We start from the raw sequence: 14,923 nt of genomic DNA on the forward strand, positions 1-14,923 counted from the left end.
GTGTCACATAGGTTACCGTCGATGCCAAGCGGGAAATTGCAACACAATAAGTACGCTAAACTCGGTGCATGTGTCATCAAACACACTCGGCGGGCTAGCTTATAAAATCGTGGGTAATAAACAACAAAGCGACCGTTTGGTCGCTTTGTTTATCTAATTCAGTTGATAATGCCTATTGGAATACAACATTTGCACTGCCAGGTAAGGGCTGAAATACTTTTACCAATTTTTCGCAATCACTAAGTATATCTTCCTCTAAGCGCTGCTCTGCACGCCAGCGTTCACTGTCCATTTTAAACACTTCTTTTTTTGAGTACTTTTTACGGGCATCGTGAGTTGGCATATCCTTGACTACCTCATACATTTGATGCACACCCGGATATACCGCTTGCAGCTCAACCTCTTCAGCAAAGCTATATTGCGAGATTAATACCCACACACGTAAGCACCCTTCTGAATATTCACATTGCTTTTCTTTCATCGCTCTTGCTAACAAATTAATGCTATCTGCAAGCTTTGCATTTCTTTTCTGGCGGGCTTGTAAGAGCTTTTCACTTCGTTCACTTTGGTGCTTTTCAAGTCTCGCCTTCTGTTCCTTTAACTGCCATAAAAGCTGACCTGCATAAAACGATAACCCAGCAATAATCAAAGCACCGATAATCATCGCAACCACCAACCAAACTGACATTATTTGACCTCGTCGTCTTCTTCAGATAACCACTCATTTGCCAAGTCATTACTCATAAAATTGGCAAGTGGATCATCTTCTATTATATCTTGTTCTTCAAATTCATCATCAAGACCTAATAATTCACACAACGCTTGATGGCGGGCAACCGAACGATTGAAGTATTTAGCATCTTTTCCAGTTAGCAATTCACCTCTTTCATGACGCTCAAGTAAAGCCATTAAGCGCTCATCATTTTCAAGCTGCTCGAGTTCTTGCTCAGGCGTAAGTTGTGGTTGCACTTTTTTAAGTTCAACTTGTGGTTTCAAGTGACGCTGCATGACCGGCTCTTGCTGCTGCTTTTGCTCTTGCGATTGCACCTGTAATGGCACAGCCTTTTTGCTACCAACTCGCTGGTCTTTCGACTGCTCATTACTGCTCGTCTCTTGAGTCACTTTTGCTTCTTGCGCATTACGCGAGCCAGGTTTTGCTCCTTTAGAATTCTTGCTACGCTGCTCTTTTACCGCTCTTAATTCACGTAACTTATCTTTGCTTAATCTTGGAGTACCATTGCTGGCAACTTTACGGGTTTTCTTCTTTCTAGTCATAAGGCTTCTTCACTCGGTGCAGTTGGCACCTCAGGTTTTGTTAAGATAATGACATCGTTACCAATAAACTCAGCTTCGCTGCCATAAATTTGTGCCACGTAGGCAAATGTTTTGCGGCTAAAAAACGCAATGTGTGTTAAATCATTTTTATAATGCCAAGTGCTAAATCGCGCTTTGTCGATAATCAGCTTGGTCATGAACACTAAAGGTGCTCCAGGTTTTAACAAACTAAATAGTTGTGATAACACCTTGGCTGGTTGAGCAATATGCTCTATTACTTCTGTACAAGTAATAAAATCATACTGTCCTGCTAACACCTTTTGGTCATTAGCATAGTATAGGTCATATAGTGCCACCTGATGCCCAGCCTCGGTGAGCATCAGAGCCAACAAAGGTCCTGGGCCACAACCAAAGTCTAAACCATTACTGTGTTTTTCAAGACGATCCAATAATGGTTCACTCACCCGAGATAAAAAACGACGATATCCCAAATCAGTTAAATCATTTTCATGACTGTCATATATTGCTTTTTCTTGTTGCGCAGTTAACCGTTCACAGGCGCCTACGAACACAAGTTCGCATCGCTCGCATTGCCAATAACGTCTAAATTTATCTTGGTGGTAGGGAGTGATGTCCTCACTCGCACATAAACCACACGATGAGTTCAATTGCACAACAAACTTAAAGAAAATGAATTAAGGGGGTATTGTAGCAGGTCTATTAGTAGGCATAAATAAAAAGACGGTAGAGATTGCTCCCTACCGTCTACTAATCTGAGCGTCACAAACTGGACACTTCTCCCTTCGACTTTAAGTCATTATTATTTTTATTATGCTGTTATCCATTTTGTTTTTATTATAACTTCCATGAGCCTTTCCATATTGTTTTTATTATAAAACTTCCATGAGGCTTTTATTATTTTCGGTCAATCCTGACACTTTATTGTTATTTCCATAATAGTAAGCACCAAAATTAGTACTAAGCTTGTCACCTACGCTTCCATCGCGAAATGTCCATTTTGTTATGTTGTCTTGGCGACACCAGTTAATCTACGCCTTAATGAAATAGTTACAACTGGTTAATAGTAATTTTCACTTAAATTCTTTAATGAAAACAATGTAAATACACGTATTACAATTACTTACAATTCCAAAAAAACAAAAATAGGAAAAATCTTACAAAATGCTATGGCAAATGTCTCACAAAAATAAAGGGGGATCTCGTAACAAACCTCTAGGATCAAAAAAGGCAGCTTGCGCTGCCTTTTTGCTCAATGTGATGAGTTTATAGTCTTCTGAACAAACTGCCTATCAGACTTTAGTGTAAGCCACCGATATATTTTGACAGTACTTCGATATCTTTATCTGTGAGCTTTTTCGCAATATCCTGCATCATACCGTTTAAGTCATTTGCACGTGTGCCATCACGAAACTTTTCAAGCTGAGACTTGATATATTCAGGGTGCTGAAACGAAATCTTTGGAAATTGAGCTAATGATGTACCATTGCCACGAGGTCCGTGACATGCTGCACAAGATGGAATACCACGCTCAGCGTCTCCAGCTCTAAATAATTTCTGCCCCACTTCAACAACATCTTCGGGAGTTGTACCTGCACTCATGTTCAATGTAGAGAAGTAAGCCGCTACGTCTTTCATATCCTGATCAGATAATGGCATTGCCATCGCACTCATCACTGGATCCATACGACCTTCACTACCACCTGAAGTCATACCAAGTTTAAATTCTTTTAATTGCTTATAAATGTAATCAGCATGCTGACCTGCAATTTTAGGGTATATCGTTACAGGTGCGTTGCCATCCGGGCCGTGACATGCTGCACAAGTTGCAGACTTTACTTTACCCGCTTCTGCGTCGCCATCAAATGCTGTTGCGTTGCTTGCTGACAACGTACCAAGCAACACTGTTAAAGTTAATGCTATTTTTTTCATGGTAAATTCTCTGTTTCGACCCTGTAATATTTATCTCAAGACACTGCATCATAAATTTTTAGCGTAACTTGAGTTGACGATCTGTATCTTTACGTTGCAATTTTTACATTCTACACGATATTAAATTTTCTGGCACGTTTTCTGCCCATATTAGGCTTATAAATTATGGGGTTTTGACATAGATTAAGTGCTAGTACCCATAAAAATCAATTTTTCAAGCGCTAAGATAAAGCAATGCTTGCTTTTGCAATGCCATGAAGTGTTATAAACTACGCTTGTTTTAACCATTTGTCTTATTGTTAGGAGAGCCAGTGCTCAAATCTCGTATTAAATACCATACTGCAAGCTTTATCACCAGTGCCCCAGATATTTCTAAATTACCTGCTGATGAAGGTATAGAGGTTGCTTTTGCTGGTCGTTCTAATGCTGGTAAATCGAGTGCCTTAAACACCCTAACAGATCAAAAACTAGCTCGTACCAGTAAAACACCTGGTCGAACACAATTAATCAATACCTTTGAACTCGACGAAGAAAAAAGATTAATCGACCTTCCCGGCTATGGTTTTGCCAAAGTTCCTATCGAAATGAAAAAGAAATGGCAACGCTCACTGGGCGAATATCTACAAAAAAGAAAAAGCCTTAAAGGTTTAGTCGTATTGATGGATATCCGCCACCCTCTTAAAGACCTTGATATGGATTTAATTAATTGGGCTGTTGATAGTGAAATTCCAATATTAGCTCTTCTGACTAAGGCAGATAAACTAAAACAAGGCAAGCGTAAGGCAGAAGTACTCCAAGTGCGCAAAGCGCTAGCGGAGCTAAATGCAGATATTACAGTGCATGCATTTTCATCATTGAAAGGCATTGGTTTAAATGAGTTGGCTTGGAAACTCGATGATTGGTATTTAGGTCCATTTGTTAAACCAGACACACTTGAAAATGACAATGTTGACCTGTAACAAGACGCGTTATAGCTAAGTTAAATAAAACTTTATACCTGCTGAGCAAATATAGACCCCTTGTTCGTCTTGCTCAGCAAGCTCTTCTATCCATTGATAATAAACATTCCTTGATATACGTGCTTGTAAGCCATTTCCTAAACTCAGATAAGGTAACTTCACATCGTGAAAGCGCCTTAACTTCAATGGAAACTGTTTGTATATGGGCCAATTCCTGCCTAAATTATCGACCGCAACTAAAACCTTTTCACCTGCTACAAATTGGCTGTACCAACTGTCAATTAAGAATGCAACGTCTATCACACGCATTTCACAACGCTCAGTCGGTGTAGTCAACCAATGCCGATTTTGCTCACAACTAAGCACACTAGCAAATAACTTCAATAACCCAAGCCGCTTTATTTCTCCGCCTTGGTGAAACCAACGCCCTTGCTCATCAATATACATATCAATCATACCGCAAACTTGCCCCGTCCATTTTTCAGTCGGGGCATGTGGTGTGACAAGCTCAGTGGCTAACTGAGCTATCGAGTCAGTTAACTTGCTCATTAAATACCAAACTAAATGTCACAGGTACAGTCGTAGCTATACTGTCTAACCCAGCAACTTTTCTCAGTGACTCAATCCCAGCAACAAGATTAAAATCACTCGCGCGAACCAATACAACACGTAACGGCGTTACTTGTAATTGTTGGCTTTTTTTATTAACAACCAAGTCAACTTTAAGTATTTGCTCATGGCCATGCAGCGACAATTTAACCGGTACAGATTTAATTACTTGAGTACCATTAGTTAGTTTATTTAAGTACGATGAAAGGTCTGCTTTAACTATTGCCTTCGGAAAATTTGCAACATTAAACAAGAGCGCTTGCATACGTTGATTTCGGATAGGGATCAACGTTTCGATACTTTTTAAATCAATCGAAAAACTAAGCTGACCATCATCAGAAAGTGTGCCATTTAATTGAGTAAAGTGATGATTTTCAGCAATGCTATTTTGTTTGATAGAAGTGATACTTAGGTCACTTTGGCTATTATCCAATTGCCAATCAGCAAAAGCCGAAAAAGAGAGTAAACTAGCGCAAAGTAAAAAGGGTTTAAGCATGACGAAATCCTTTGAAATAATGAGGCTCGCATATTAACACGCATTTTTTACACAAACATAGGAATGAGAGAAAAACACGGCCCACTAAAAATGCGGGCCGTTATAGCAATCTGGGGAGAAGCTATCAATACGTTGTATCCTCTTGCGAGAGATACATCATCAACAGGATGTCCTACAGGATGAGGACGCGCGCACTTTAACAAAACCCTAGATAGAAATAAACACCACAAAGCAAAAATTAGGCCAATTTGATGTTTTTTAAACATCTCATTGCCCCTATTTACATTTTATTTTCTCATAGCCTATAAAGAAGGACACTGCACGCCCTTTAATAAATATATTAATTTGTCATTAATGGGCTTGGTCCCAGTTTTCACCATGATCGGCTTCTACCAATAACGGTACATCAAGTGAAGCTGCTGCACTCATTAGGTCACAGATTTTTTCACTAAACTGCGCCACTTTATCTTTGGCAACTTCAAATACTAGTTCATCATGCACCTGCATCAATAATTTAATATCATCCTGTGATTGGGTATGCAGCCAATCATTCACCGTTAACATCGCTTTTTTTATAATATCAGCGGCTGTTCCTTGCATTGGTGCATTGATAGCGGCTCGCTCTGCGGCTTTACGACGTGCTCCATTGCGTGCATTAATATCTGGCAAATGTAACCTACGTCCAAATAGCGTCTCTACGTATCCTTTGTCAGCGGCATTTTCTCGAGTACGTTCCATATACTCAAGTACACCAGGAAAACGCTCAAAATACTTATCCATATAATGCTGCGCTTCATGACGTGGAATATCTAACTGACGAGATAAGCCAAATGCACTCATGCCATAAATCAAACCAAAGTTAACTGCTTTAGCTTTACGGCGCATGTCTGATGTGACCTCTTCAAGTGCTACAGAAAAAACTTCAGACGCAGTTGCACTGTGTACATCCTTTCCTTGAGCAAAGGCATTTAATAACCCTTCATCTTGAGAAAGGTGTGCCATAATGCGCAGCTCAATCTGGCTGTAGTCTGCTGCCAAAATTAACTTACCTTCGTCAGCAACAAATGCTTGGCGGATACGACGCCCAGCTTCATTTCTGATTGGAATATTTTGCAGGTTTGGATCACTTGAGCTAAGTCGCCCAGTTGCAGTCACCGCCTGATGATAGGAAGTGTGTACACGGCCTGTATTTGGGTTAACAAGCTTTGGTAACTTATCAGTATATGTTGACTTCAACTTTGCCAAACCCCGATGCTCAATTATCAACTTAGGTAAAGGATAATCATGTGCCAACTCTTGCAGAACTTCTTCTGCAGTTGATGGCGCACCTTTTGGTGTTTTTTTAATAACAGGTAGACCCTGCTTATCAAACAAAATTGCTTGAAGCTGCTTAGGTGAGCTTAAATTAAATTCTTCTCCAGCCAGTTCAAACGCTTCTTTTTCGATTTGCTCTAAACGTTCGCTTAACTCAATACTTTGTTGCGCTAACATAGCAGAGTCAATTTTTACCCCTGTTCGTTCTATTTCCGATAATATAGATAATAGAGGTAATTCAATATCGTTAAATACGCTTAGCAACTCATTGTGCTGCTGGAGTAACGGCCAAAGGTGTTGATGTAAACGTAGCGTAATGTCAGCATCTTCTGCAGCATAAGGCGCTGCCTTTTCAAGCTCTATTTGGTTGAAGGTTAGCTGTGACTTACCTTTACCAGCTATTTCTTCAAAACTAATATTTTTATGGCCTAAAAACTTAAGCGCTAAAGAGTCCATATCATGGCGTGTACCCACACTATTAAACACATAAGACTCAAGCATAGTATCAAAAGCAATCCCTTTGAGTTCTAACCCAGCACGCGCAAGTACACTCTTATCATACTTTAAATTCTGCCCTACTTTTTTAACGTTATCATCTGCTAACAAAGAGCTTAATTTTTCAAATACAAACTCTTTTGACAACTGTTCAGGTGCTCCCACATAATCATGGGCAATTGGTAAATATGCAGCCTCTCCAGGTTTTACAGCAAAACTCACTCCAACTAAATCAGCCTGCATATAATCCAAACTAGTGGTTTCAGTATCAAATGCAATCAACGGTGCAGATTGCAGCTTTTCCAACCATTGATCTAACTGCTCAACCGTTAAAATAGTTTCATAATGAGTTTTAAGCTGTTCAACTATTGGCGCACTACCAGTACTTTCAACATCTGTAATGTCTGGCTTTTTACTAGATGCAGTGCCATCTAACAGCTCACTTAACCAACGTTTAAATTCGCACTCAGCATATAATTCGATTAATTTATCTTTGTCTATAGTCGATATGGCAAATCGCTCTAGGTCTTGCTCAACTTCAACATCCAGCTTTATGGTGGCAAGCTCATAAGATAGCTCTAATTGCTCTTTGTGCTCTTGTAACTTTTTGGCCATAGTTTTAGAGCCGCGAAAGCCTAGAGGAGCAACTTGATCAAGGTTCTCGTACAATGATTTAATAGACCCTAGACCTTGTAGCATCGCTAATGCTGTTTTCTCACCAACACCAGGTACGCCGGGTATGTTATCAACTTTATCACCCATCAATGCCAGATAATCAATAATAAGTTCAGGGCCAATACCAAACTTATCTACCACACCTTGTGGGTTTAAAACGGTATTTGTCATCGTATTAATTAAAGTCACATGCTCATTCACCAGCTGCGCCATATCTTTATCGCCCGTACTGATCAGAACATGTCGTTTTTGCTCAGACGCAATTCGTGCAAAGGTACCAATAACATCGTCAGCCTCAACACCACTAATACTGACTAAAGGCAAACCCATTGCTTCAATAATATCGTGGATCGGTTTGATTTGAGTTCGCAAGTCATCAGGCATCGGCGGACGGTGAGCTTTGTACTCACTGTACATTTCATTTCTAAAAGTTGGCCCTTTTGCATCAAAGACAACGACCATATGACTTGGCTGATACTGCTTTAATAAACTCTTAAGCATGTTGATCACACCATAAATTGCACCTGTAGCTTCTCCTTTTGAATTAGTCAGGTGCGGTGGCGAATGATAGGCGCGAAACAAATAAGAAGAACCATCGACCAAAATCAAAGGGTTTTCGGGGATCAAAGACATAATAAAGGGGATCCTAAGTGAGCTTTAAAAAAACGACATAAGCATGCCATAAGGGCGCAGATAAAACGAGAGATAATAATAACGCAGCTTATACTTCTTACACCGAACAACTTGTGGATAACTTTGTAGATAAACACACTCTATCGCAGCGAACATTATTTAAAATGAACACAGTAAAAAATAAACCACTGATAATAAAAAGAAAAAAGCTATCTTATTTATTGTTATTTAAAGTGCAAAATGTGGAAAAACATTTTCTTGCCCTCAAAGACTAGAACACTCTGTACAAAAATCAAGCGCTCTTTTTTGAGTGGACGGGTATACTAACATATTTGATCAAAGATCAAATAAGATCCTTTATAATATTTTTATCTTGGTCTCATTACAATAAAGTATAAGCCTGTCAAAGCTTGGCCGTGTTGATCTTTGAGGTATAAATTTTGTTCAAATAAAAGGCTTTTAATACTCAAAATGAGCAATGCTTTAAGATAGGTTATGATAAATTGCGAATCACAAAGTACACGAGGAATTTTACATGAAAAAAATCGCAATAATCTTAAGTGGCTGCGGCGTGTTTGATGGCGCAGAGATCCATGAGTCTGTGCTTACTATGTTGCACTTAGAGCAGCTAGGTGCTAGTTACCAATGCTTTGCCCCTAATATTCAACAGCACCATGTTATCAACCATTTAACTGGTGAAGAACTACAACAACAGAGAAATGTTTTAGAGGAGTCAGCTCGGATTGCGCGTGGTAATATTAAAGAGCTATCACAACTAAACTGTAATGATTTTGACGCGCTAGTACTGCCTGGAGGATTTGGTGTTGCTAAAAACCTCAGTAACTTTGCTTTTGAAGGCGCAAAATCACAGATTCTTGATCAACTAAAACATGCTTGCCAAGCATTTGTACAGCAGCAAAAGCCTATTGCCTATCTGTGCATTGCACCTGCGCTAATTGGACATATTCATCCACATGGTACACTTGCAAGTATTGGTAACGATGAACAAACAGCAGCTGCAATCAACCAACTAGGCGCCCAACATGTTGAATGTACTGTTGAAGATATTGTGCTCGACAGCACACACAAAGTAATAAGTACACCTGCTTATATGCTGGCCGAGTCGATTAGTGAGGCATCAGTGGGTATTCACAAGGCCCTAACAGCGCTCGTTGAAATGACATAAGCTAAAAATACAATCCAAGAGTTTGTGCTAACGCAATAAATTGGTATTTTTATCTTTAATATAAGCAAGATTAGTTTTATAAATTACTCGGTAGCGTTATAATCGCTAGAAATTCCGTCATCTTATCGTGAATGATCACGTCCAAATGAAGTGAGCTAGACAAATGAAAAAACTTTCGGCAGCACTTTTATTGCTATCAACGGCCGCAGTGGCGCAGCCTTATGACAATGCTTTAACTGAAGAAGCAATCCAAAAACGCATCGCACCCGTTGGCGACGTTTATTTAGCTGGCGCAGATAGCGTAGCCGAAGCGGTGCCAACTGGGCCTCGTTCAGGTGAGCAAGTATATCAAGCTTCATGTTTTGCATGTCACGGTACTGGCGCACTAGGTGCCCCAAAAAGTACTGATGATTGGGCTATCAGAATGGCCAAAGGCAGTGATGTACTGCTTGATCATGCCATCAATGGTTTCAATGCGATGCCACCTCGTGGTACCTGTATGGATTGTTCAGATGACGAAATTTCTGCGGCAATCGATTTTATGACATCGAAGTAATCATTATAAATTGGAGGAGGTACTTTATTCTCCTTCAATTTAATTCATAACTTTAAAAAACCTCAGCTAAAGCCTTTGATATTGCACTTGACCCCTGACAAGAAAAGTGAAAATATACGAGTAATAATTAAGCAAATAATAATAACGACGGGTTTAATCATTGGAAGATCCCTCTTCTTTGCTTCGAAAACTAGAACGCAACAACAAGCGCCTTAAGTTTTTACTAAAAAAGCATAAACAGAACAACCACTTACAACATGCTCTAATTTTACTATCAGAGCGTGCAAGTACGGTTGCTGAGCTGACTTTACTTTATCCTGCAATTCATGACATTTTGGTACAATACCTGCCTAGCCGCAGTTTTTATGTGGTTTTACAAAATCAATTTACTCAAGCATTAGAGCTCTCTTATTTTGTTGATGAGAAAGACGGAATCGCTGTCCCTCTTAATGAAAAAAGCCATTTTTCTGAAGGAGTAACAGGTCATGTATTTCGCACCGGAAATACAATTTATCTCACCAAAGAGAGTATGCTGGAACAAACCCAAAAAGGAAGTTTCAAAGCATTGGGCAGTCAGGCTGAACATTGGGTAGGTGTGCCTATATACCGAGATAGCATCATTATCGGCGTAATGGTGTCACAAAGTTATCAGGTAGAACAAGGATATAGCGAGCAGCAAATCGAATTGCTAGAGGTGATGTCTCTATACCTTGCCACGGCAATAGAACGAGTAAAAAAACGTGAGCTTCTCGAATCTGAAGTAAAAATTCGTACTCGTGCATTAATGCAAAGTAACGAAGCATTAAACAAAGAAATTGAACAACGTAAAAAGGCGCTAGAGCGGCAACAAATTTTATTTAAAATTTCTGAATTAGCAACGCAATTTAACGACATTGACGATGTATACCAACAAGTCCATCACATCATTCGCTCAATTACCTTTGCCGATAACTTATATATTGCATTATATGACAAACACGCAGGTTGGTTGAGTTTTCCTTATAGTGTTGATGAGGTCACACAATATAAGCCTCGGCCATTTGCAAAAGGCTACAGTGAATTAGTGATTAGTACAGAGCAAAGCCAGCTCATTGATATCTGTCGTGCTAACACATTGATTTCACAAGGTACAGTAGAGCGCTCCAAAGACTATAATAAAATACAACTGGCAACGAGTTGGATGGGAGCACCACTTAAAACGGCGAATGGGGTTATTGGACTGATCGCCTGTCAGGCATATGATCACAAATATGAGTTTGATTATGATGATGTTGAGTTGATTTCATTTGTATCTAATCAAATCGCATCAGTATTACAAACACATCTCGCTAATCAAGCTTTAAAAAGCAGTCACCAACAGCTAGAGCATCGTGTTGCAGAAAAAACCAAAGCGCTACAACAGACCAATTTGCATCTACAAATGCAAATTGAAGAGCGTAAAAAAATAGAACAACAGCTTTATCATGATGCGCATCACGACCCACTTACAAGCTTGCCAAATCGTAGTCTATTCTTGACCCAACTTGAAAAAACACTGCATAAATATCAACGTCACCCAGAACATCACTTTGCGGTTCTATTTATTGATTTAGATAAGTTTAAAGCCATTAATGACCAACTTGGTCACCAAGCTGGTGATCAGTTCTTAATTTGGGTGAGTAAAGCATTTTCAGATTGTATTAGAGAGCATGACCTTTTAGCACGCCTAGCCGGTGACGAATTTGTTGTGTTGCTCGATCATTTGAGTGATAAACAACAAGCTGAAGATGTTGCCAAACGTATTATCAAAGTGATGCAACAACCCTTTTGTATGAAAGGTACTTGTGTACAAAGTGGCGCAAGTATTGGTATTACCTATAGCAATAAACGCTACCATAATATTGATGAAATCATCCGCGATGCTGATGCCGCTATGTATTATGCAAAAAATGCAGGGCGTGGTCGTTATGAGTTTTACCACCCTTTACTTACTGCCGGTACTACGCATAATAAACATATAGAACATCATCACTTAAGTGCGCTACCTACGCACTTTAGGCGTACAGAAGTTATATCTATGACTGACGAGCCGAAAACAATCAGCCTGTTAGATGCATTTGGAGAACACCCCGTACTTGGAAGTACCAGCTTTGATACTTTAAAAAAGTTTACCGCTGAAAAAGCAGAACAATTAGAAATTGAATTGCAATTAATCCAGCAAGTAATTCACATTGGTAATGCTCAATCACAAAGTCTATTGTTTTCATGCTCGTTAACGATATTAGACAACCATGCATTTAGCCCGTTATGTCGATTACTTAAAAGTGCTAAACAACCGTTATGTTTATTATTTGGCGAAGTAGAGTTACGCCATGCGTCGGGTCAGCAACTTGAAAATTTGCAAACGCTTGCAGATAAGGGCGTATTTGTCGGGCTAAATGACTTTGCTAAAGATCGCTGTGATTTAGCCATGTTAACCCAATTTGATTTTAAATATGTACTACTTAGTTCTACCTTTAGCAAACGCGTGTTACAGCAACAAAACTATGACTTACAACTTCAGGGGATACTCGCAGTAACTAAGTTAAAACAAACACAAGTTATTGCTAAAGGCCCTGCTATACTGAACTTTAGAGGCTTATTAGAAAACCATGGTATTGAGCTATTTTTTGGCAAACAACACACCATAGGTCATGAACCTGCACTTTCATCGCGTCAACTTAGCAGTGCAAGTCAAGAAACATTATCTTTTTAGCATTGCTCTTAAGTTTGCCACTCTTGCTTGTCCTTTTTCCATACGCTCAGATTGCGAGGCTACAGTTTTTTTCTGTCCTTCGTAACTTAAGTCATCTTGAGGCAACTCTTGTACAAAGCGACTTATTTCAGGCGTGGCAACCTCTCCAAATTGACGTCGATTTTTGGCATGTGTTAATGTCAGCGTTTGCTGTGCACGAGTCACTCCAACATAAGCTAACCGACGTTCTTCTTCCACATTATCTTCATCAATACTGGTTTGATGCGGTAAAAAACCTTCTTCCATCCCAACCATAAATACATGCGGATATTCTAGACCTTTAGAGGCATGTAACGTTAATAACTGCACTGCGTCCGAGTCGTCTTCTTCTTCATTGCGCTCTAACATATCTCTTAAAGCTAATTTGCTCACCACCTCAGGTAATGTCATTGCTGGGTTATCTACATCTCCCGTTAGCATGTCGGTGATCCAGCGATACAGCTCTGAGACATTTTTCATCCGCATTTCAGCCGCTTTAGCACTGGGAGAGGATTCATATAAATACGCTTCATAGTTTGTCTCACGTACCATATCTTTAACCGCTTCAAGGGTGTCTCCACGCAACGCTCTGTCGGAAAGTTCAACAACCCAACGCGCAAACCCCATTAATGCATTAAACCCTCTACCAGTAAGGCGTTGAGCTAGTTGCGAGTCAAAACATGCTTCAAATAAGCTAATATGCTTTTCATTGGCTAAGCTGCCCAATTTTTCTAAAGTAACCGGCCCAATTTCTCGTCTGGGAGTGTTGACGATGCGCAAGAATGCATTGTCATCATCTTGATTTACCAAAATACGCAAATAAGCCATCATATCTTTAATTTCACTACGGGAAAAAAACGACATACCTCCACTTATTTTATAAGGAATTCGGTTACTCATAAGTGACTTTTCAAACACTCGAGCTTGATGGTTTCCACGATATAAAATGGCATAATCTCGATAGCTAGTGCGCTTCATAAACTTATGAGAAATAATTTCTGCAACGACTCGCTCCGCTTCATGCTCTTCATCTCGTGTTGCAATCACACGGATTGGGTCACCATTTTCCAACTCGCTAAAAAGTTGCTTTTCAAATTCATGTGGATTGTTGGCAATCAAAATATTGGCTGCTTTTAAAATACGCTTAGCACTTCGATAGTTTTGTTCAAGCTTAATCAAGCGTAAGCCGGGAAAATCCTTAGAAAGTAGTACTAGGTTTTGTGGCTTAGCGCCACGCCATGAGTAAATTGATTGATCATCATCACCTACAACCGTAAAGCGCGCACGTTCACCAACTAGTAATTTAACTAACTGATATTGACTTGTATTGGTGTCTTGATACTCATCCACCAGCAAATAACGAAAACGGGCCTGCCAACGCTCTCTCACCGCTGCATTTTGTGATAAAAGTAGAGTTGGCACCATAATTAAGTCATCAAAATCAAAAGCATTATAGGCACGCAACTGAGTTTGATAGCGCGCATAAAGTTGAGCAAACAGTACTTTTTGTGGCTCTCGGGCTTGAGCGACCGCCTGCTGTGGCAATATAAGTTCATTTTTCCAATTACCAATTTGCATTTTCAACAGATTCAGTAAATCTTTGTCTTTTTCAAGTTCTGCTTCTGTCAACTCACTGAGTAATTGGTTGGTATCTTGGTCATCTAATAATGAAAAATTGGTTTTATAGCCTAAGGTTTTTAGCTCTTTTTTAATTATCTCCAAGCCTAGAGTATGAAATGTCGATACCCATAACCCTTTTGACTCTTGTTTGCCCAGTGTTTGTGCCACACGCTCACGCATTTCTTTGGCTGCTTTATTGGTAAATGTAACAGCCGCAATATTTTTAGCTTGGTATTCACATTGCTGCACTAGGTAGGCTATTTTATTGGTGATTACACGTGTTTTGCCTGAACCTGCACCGGCTAACACTAAGCAAGGGCCACTAATATACTTTACTGCTTCATCTTGTTTGGGATTAAGTTTCATTATTTGGGTCTGCTGTACTACCAAAATGATATTTTAA

General features: G+C 39.6%; 12 protein-coding genes. 4 read left to right on the top strand and 8 right to left on the bottom strand.

The features are described 5' to 3' along the window. Positions 1-172 precede the first annotated feature (172 nt). The 4 genes from SANK73390_RS17935 to SANK73390_RS17950 all read right to left on the bottom strand — a co-directional run bounded on the left by SANK73390_RS17935 (position 173) and on the right by SANK73390_RS17950 (position 3,225). The gene (locus SANK73390_RS17935; protein WP_462767780.1) at positions 173-688 is read right to left on the bottom strand and encodes a DUF2489 domain-containing protein; all 516 of its coding nucleotides are present in this window, start codon (positions 686-688) and stop codon (positions 173-175) included. After that, positions 688-1,275: a Der GTPase-activating protein YihI gene (gene yihI, locus SANK73390_RS17940; RefSeq protein ID WP_462767781.1), complete on the bottom strand. Its 588-nt coding sequence runs from the start codon at positions 1,273-1,275 to the stop codon at positions 688-690. Before yihI ends, SANK73390_RS17935 begins: the two co-directional genes overlap by 1 nt. After that, positions 1,272-1,943: a class I SAM-dependent methyltransferase gene (locus SANK73390_RS17945; RefSeq protein WP_462767815.1), complete on the bottom strand. Its 672-nt coding sequence runs from the start codon at positions 1,941-1,943 to the stop codon at positions 1,272-1,274. The genes yihI and SANK73390_RS17945 overlap by 4 nt, the downstream gene beginning before the upstream one ends. A 649-nt stretch (positions 1,944-2,592) precedes the next feature. After that, on the bottom strand, positions 2,593-3,225 hold the full coding sequence (locus SANK73390_RS17950; protein ID WP_261594090.1) for a c-type cytochrome: 633 nt from the start codon (positions 3,223-3,225) through the stop codon (positions 2,593-2,595). A 311-nt stretch (positions 3,226-3,536) separates the two neighbouring features. Between SANK73390_RS17950 and yihA the strand changes: the two genes are divergently transcribed. After that, on the top strand, positions 3,537-4,184 hold the full coding sequence (yihA, locus tag SANK73390_RS17955; protein ID WP_462767782.1) for a ribosome biogenesis GTP-binding protein YihA/YsxC: 648 nt from the start codon (positions 3,537-3,539) through the stop codon (positions 4,182-4,184). Positions 4,185-4,199: 15 nt separating this feature from the next. Here yihA and SANK73390_RS17960 read toward each other — a convergent pair whose 3' ends face one another. The 3 genes from SANK73390_RS17960 to polA all read right to left on the bottom strand — a co-directional run bounded on the left by SANK73390_RS17960 (position 4,200) and on the right by polA (position 8,406). Further along, positions 4,200-4,733: a DUF1285 domain-containing protein gene (locus tag SANK73390_RS17960; protein WP_462767783.1), complete on the bottom strand. Its 534-nt coding sequence runs from the start codon at positions 4,731-4,733 to the stop codon at positions 4,200-4,202. Continuing rightward, positions 4,717-5,289, bottom strand: a complete 573-nt coding sequence (locus tag SANK73390_RS17965; RefSeq protein WP_462767784.1) for a YceI family protein — start codon at positions 5,287-5,289, stop codon at positions 4,717-4,719. The genes SANK73390_RS17960 and SANK73390_RS17965 overlap by 17 nt, the downstream gene beginning before the upstream one ends. 351 nt (positions 5,290-5,640) lie before the next feature. Continuing rightward, a complete protein-coding gene (polA, locus tag SANK73390_RS17970; RefSeq protein ID WP_462767785.1) occupies positions 5,641-8,406 on the bottom strand; it encodes a DNA polymerase I in 2,766 nt (921 codons plus the stop codon). Between the two features lie 535 nt (positions 8,407-8,941). Here polA and elbB point away from each other — a divergent pair. The 3 genes from elbB to SANK73390_RS17985 all read left to right on the top strand — a co-directional run bounded on the left by elbB (position 8,942) and on the right by SANK73390_RS17985 (position 12,882). After that, on the top strand, positions 8,942-9,592 hold the full coding sequence (gene elbB / locus SANK73390_RS17975) for an isoprenoid biosynthesis glyoxalase ElbB (protein WP_462767786.1): 651 nt from the start codon (positions 8,942-8,944) through the stop codon (positions 9,590-9,592). Positions 9,593-9,755: 163 nt separating this feature from the next. After that, positions 9,756-10,148, top strand: coding sequence for a c-type cytochrome (locus tag SANK73390_RS17980; RefSeq protein WP_462767787.1), 393 nt, complete (start codon positions 9,756-9,758; stop codon positions 10,146-10,148). A 160-nt stretch (positions 10,149-10,308) separates the two neighbouring features. Further along, a complete protein-coding gene (locus tag SANK73390_RS17985) occupies positions 10,309-12,882 on the top strand; it encodes a diguanylate cyclase domain-containing protein (RefSeq protein WP_462767788.1) in 2,574 nt (857 codons plus the stop codon). Here SANK73390_RS17985 and rep read toward each other — a convergent pair. Then, a complete protein-coding gene (gene rep / locus SANK73390_RS17990; protein WP_462767789.1) occupies positions 12,871-14,886 on the bottom strand; it encodes a DNA helicase Rep in 2,016 nt (671 codons plus the stop codon). The two genes, SANK73390_RS17985 and rep, sit on opposite strands and share 12 nt — an antisense overlap. Positions 14,887-14,923 lie beyond the last annotated feature (37 nt).

This window comes from Pseudoalteromonas sp. SANK 73390 (assembly GCF_054966645.1).

What these genes read in the sequence shown, in the direction of transcription:
- SANK73390_RS17935 (WP_462767780.1), bottom strand. Translation starts at nt 688, where the DNA reads ATGTCAGTTTGGTTGGTGGTTGCGATGATTATCGGTGCTTTGATTATT.
- yihI (WP_462767781.1), bottom strand. Translation starts at nt 1,275, where the DNA reads ATGACTAGAAAGAAGAAAACCCGTAAAGTTGCCAGCAATGGTACTCCA.
- SANK73390_RS17950 (WP_261594090.1), bottom strand. Translation starts at nt 3,225, where the DNA reads ATGAAAAAAATAGCATTAACTTTAACAGTGTTGCTTGGTACGTTGTCA.
- SANK73390_RS17960 (WP_462767783.1), bottom strand. Translation starts at nt 4,733, where the DNA reads ATGAGCAAGTTAACTGACTCGATAGCTCAGTTAGCCACTGAGCTTGTC.
- SANK73390_RS17965 (WP_462767784.1), bottom strand. Translation starts at nt 5,289, where the DNA reads ATGCTTAAACCCTTTTTACTTTGCGCTAGTTTACTCTCTTTTTCGGCT.
- polA (WP_462767785.1), bottom strand. Translation starts at nt 8,406, where the DNA reads ATGTCTTTGATCCCCGAAAACCCTTTGATTTTGGTCGATGGTTCTTCT.
- elbB (WP_462767786.1), top strand. Translation starts at nt 8,942, where the DNA reads ATGAAAAAAATCGCAATAATCTTAAGTGGCTGCGGCGTGTTTGATGGC.
- SANK73390_RS17980 (WP_462767787.1), top strand. Translation starts at nt 9,756, where the DNA reads ATGAAAAAACTTTCGGCAGCACTTTTATTGCTATCAACGGCCGCAGTG.
- rep (WP_462767789.1), bottom strand. Translation starts at nt 14,886, where the DNA reads ATGAAACTTAATCCCAAACAAGATGAAGCAGTAAAGTATATTAGTGGC.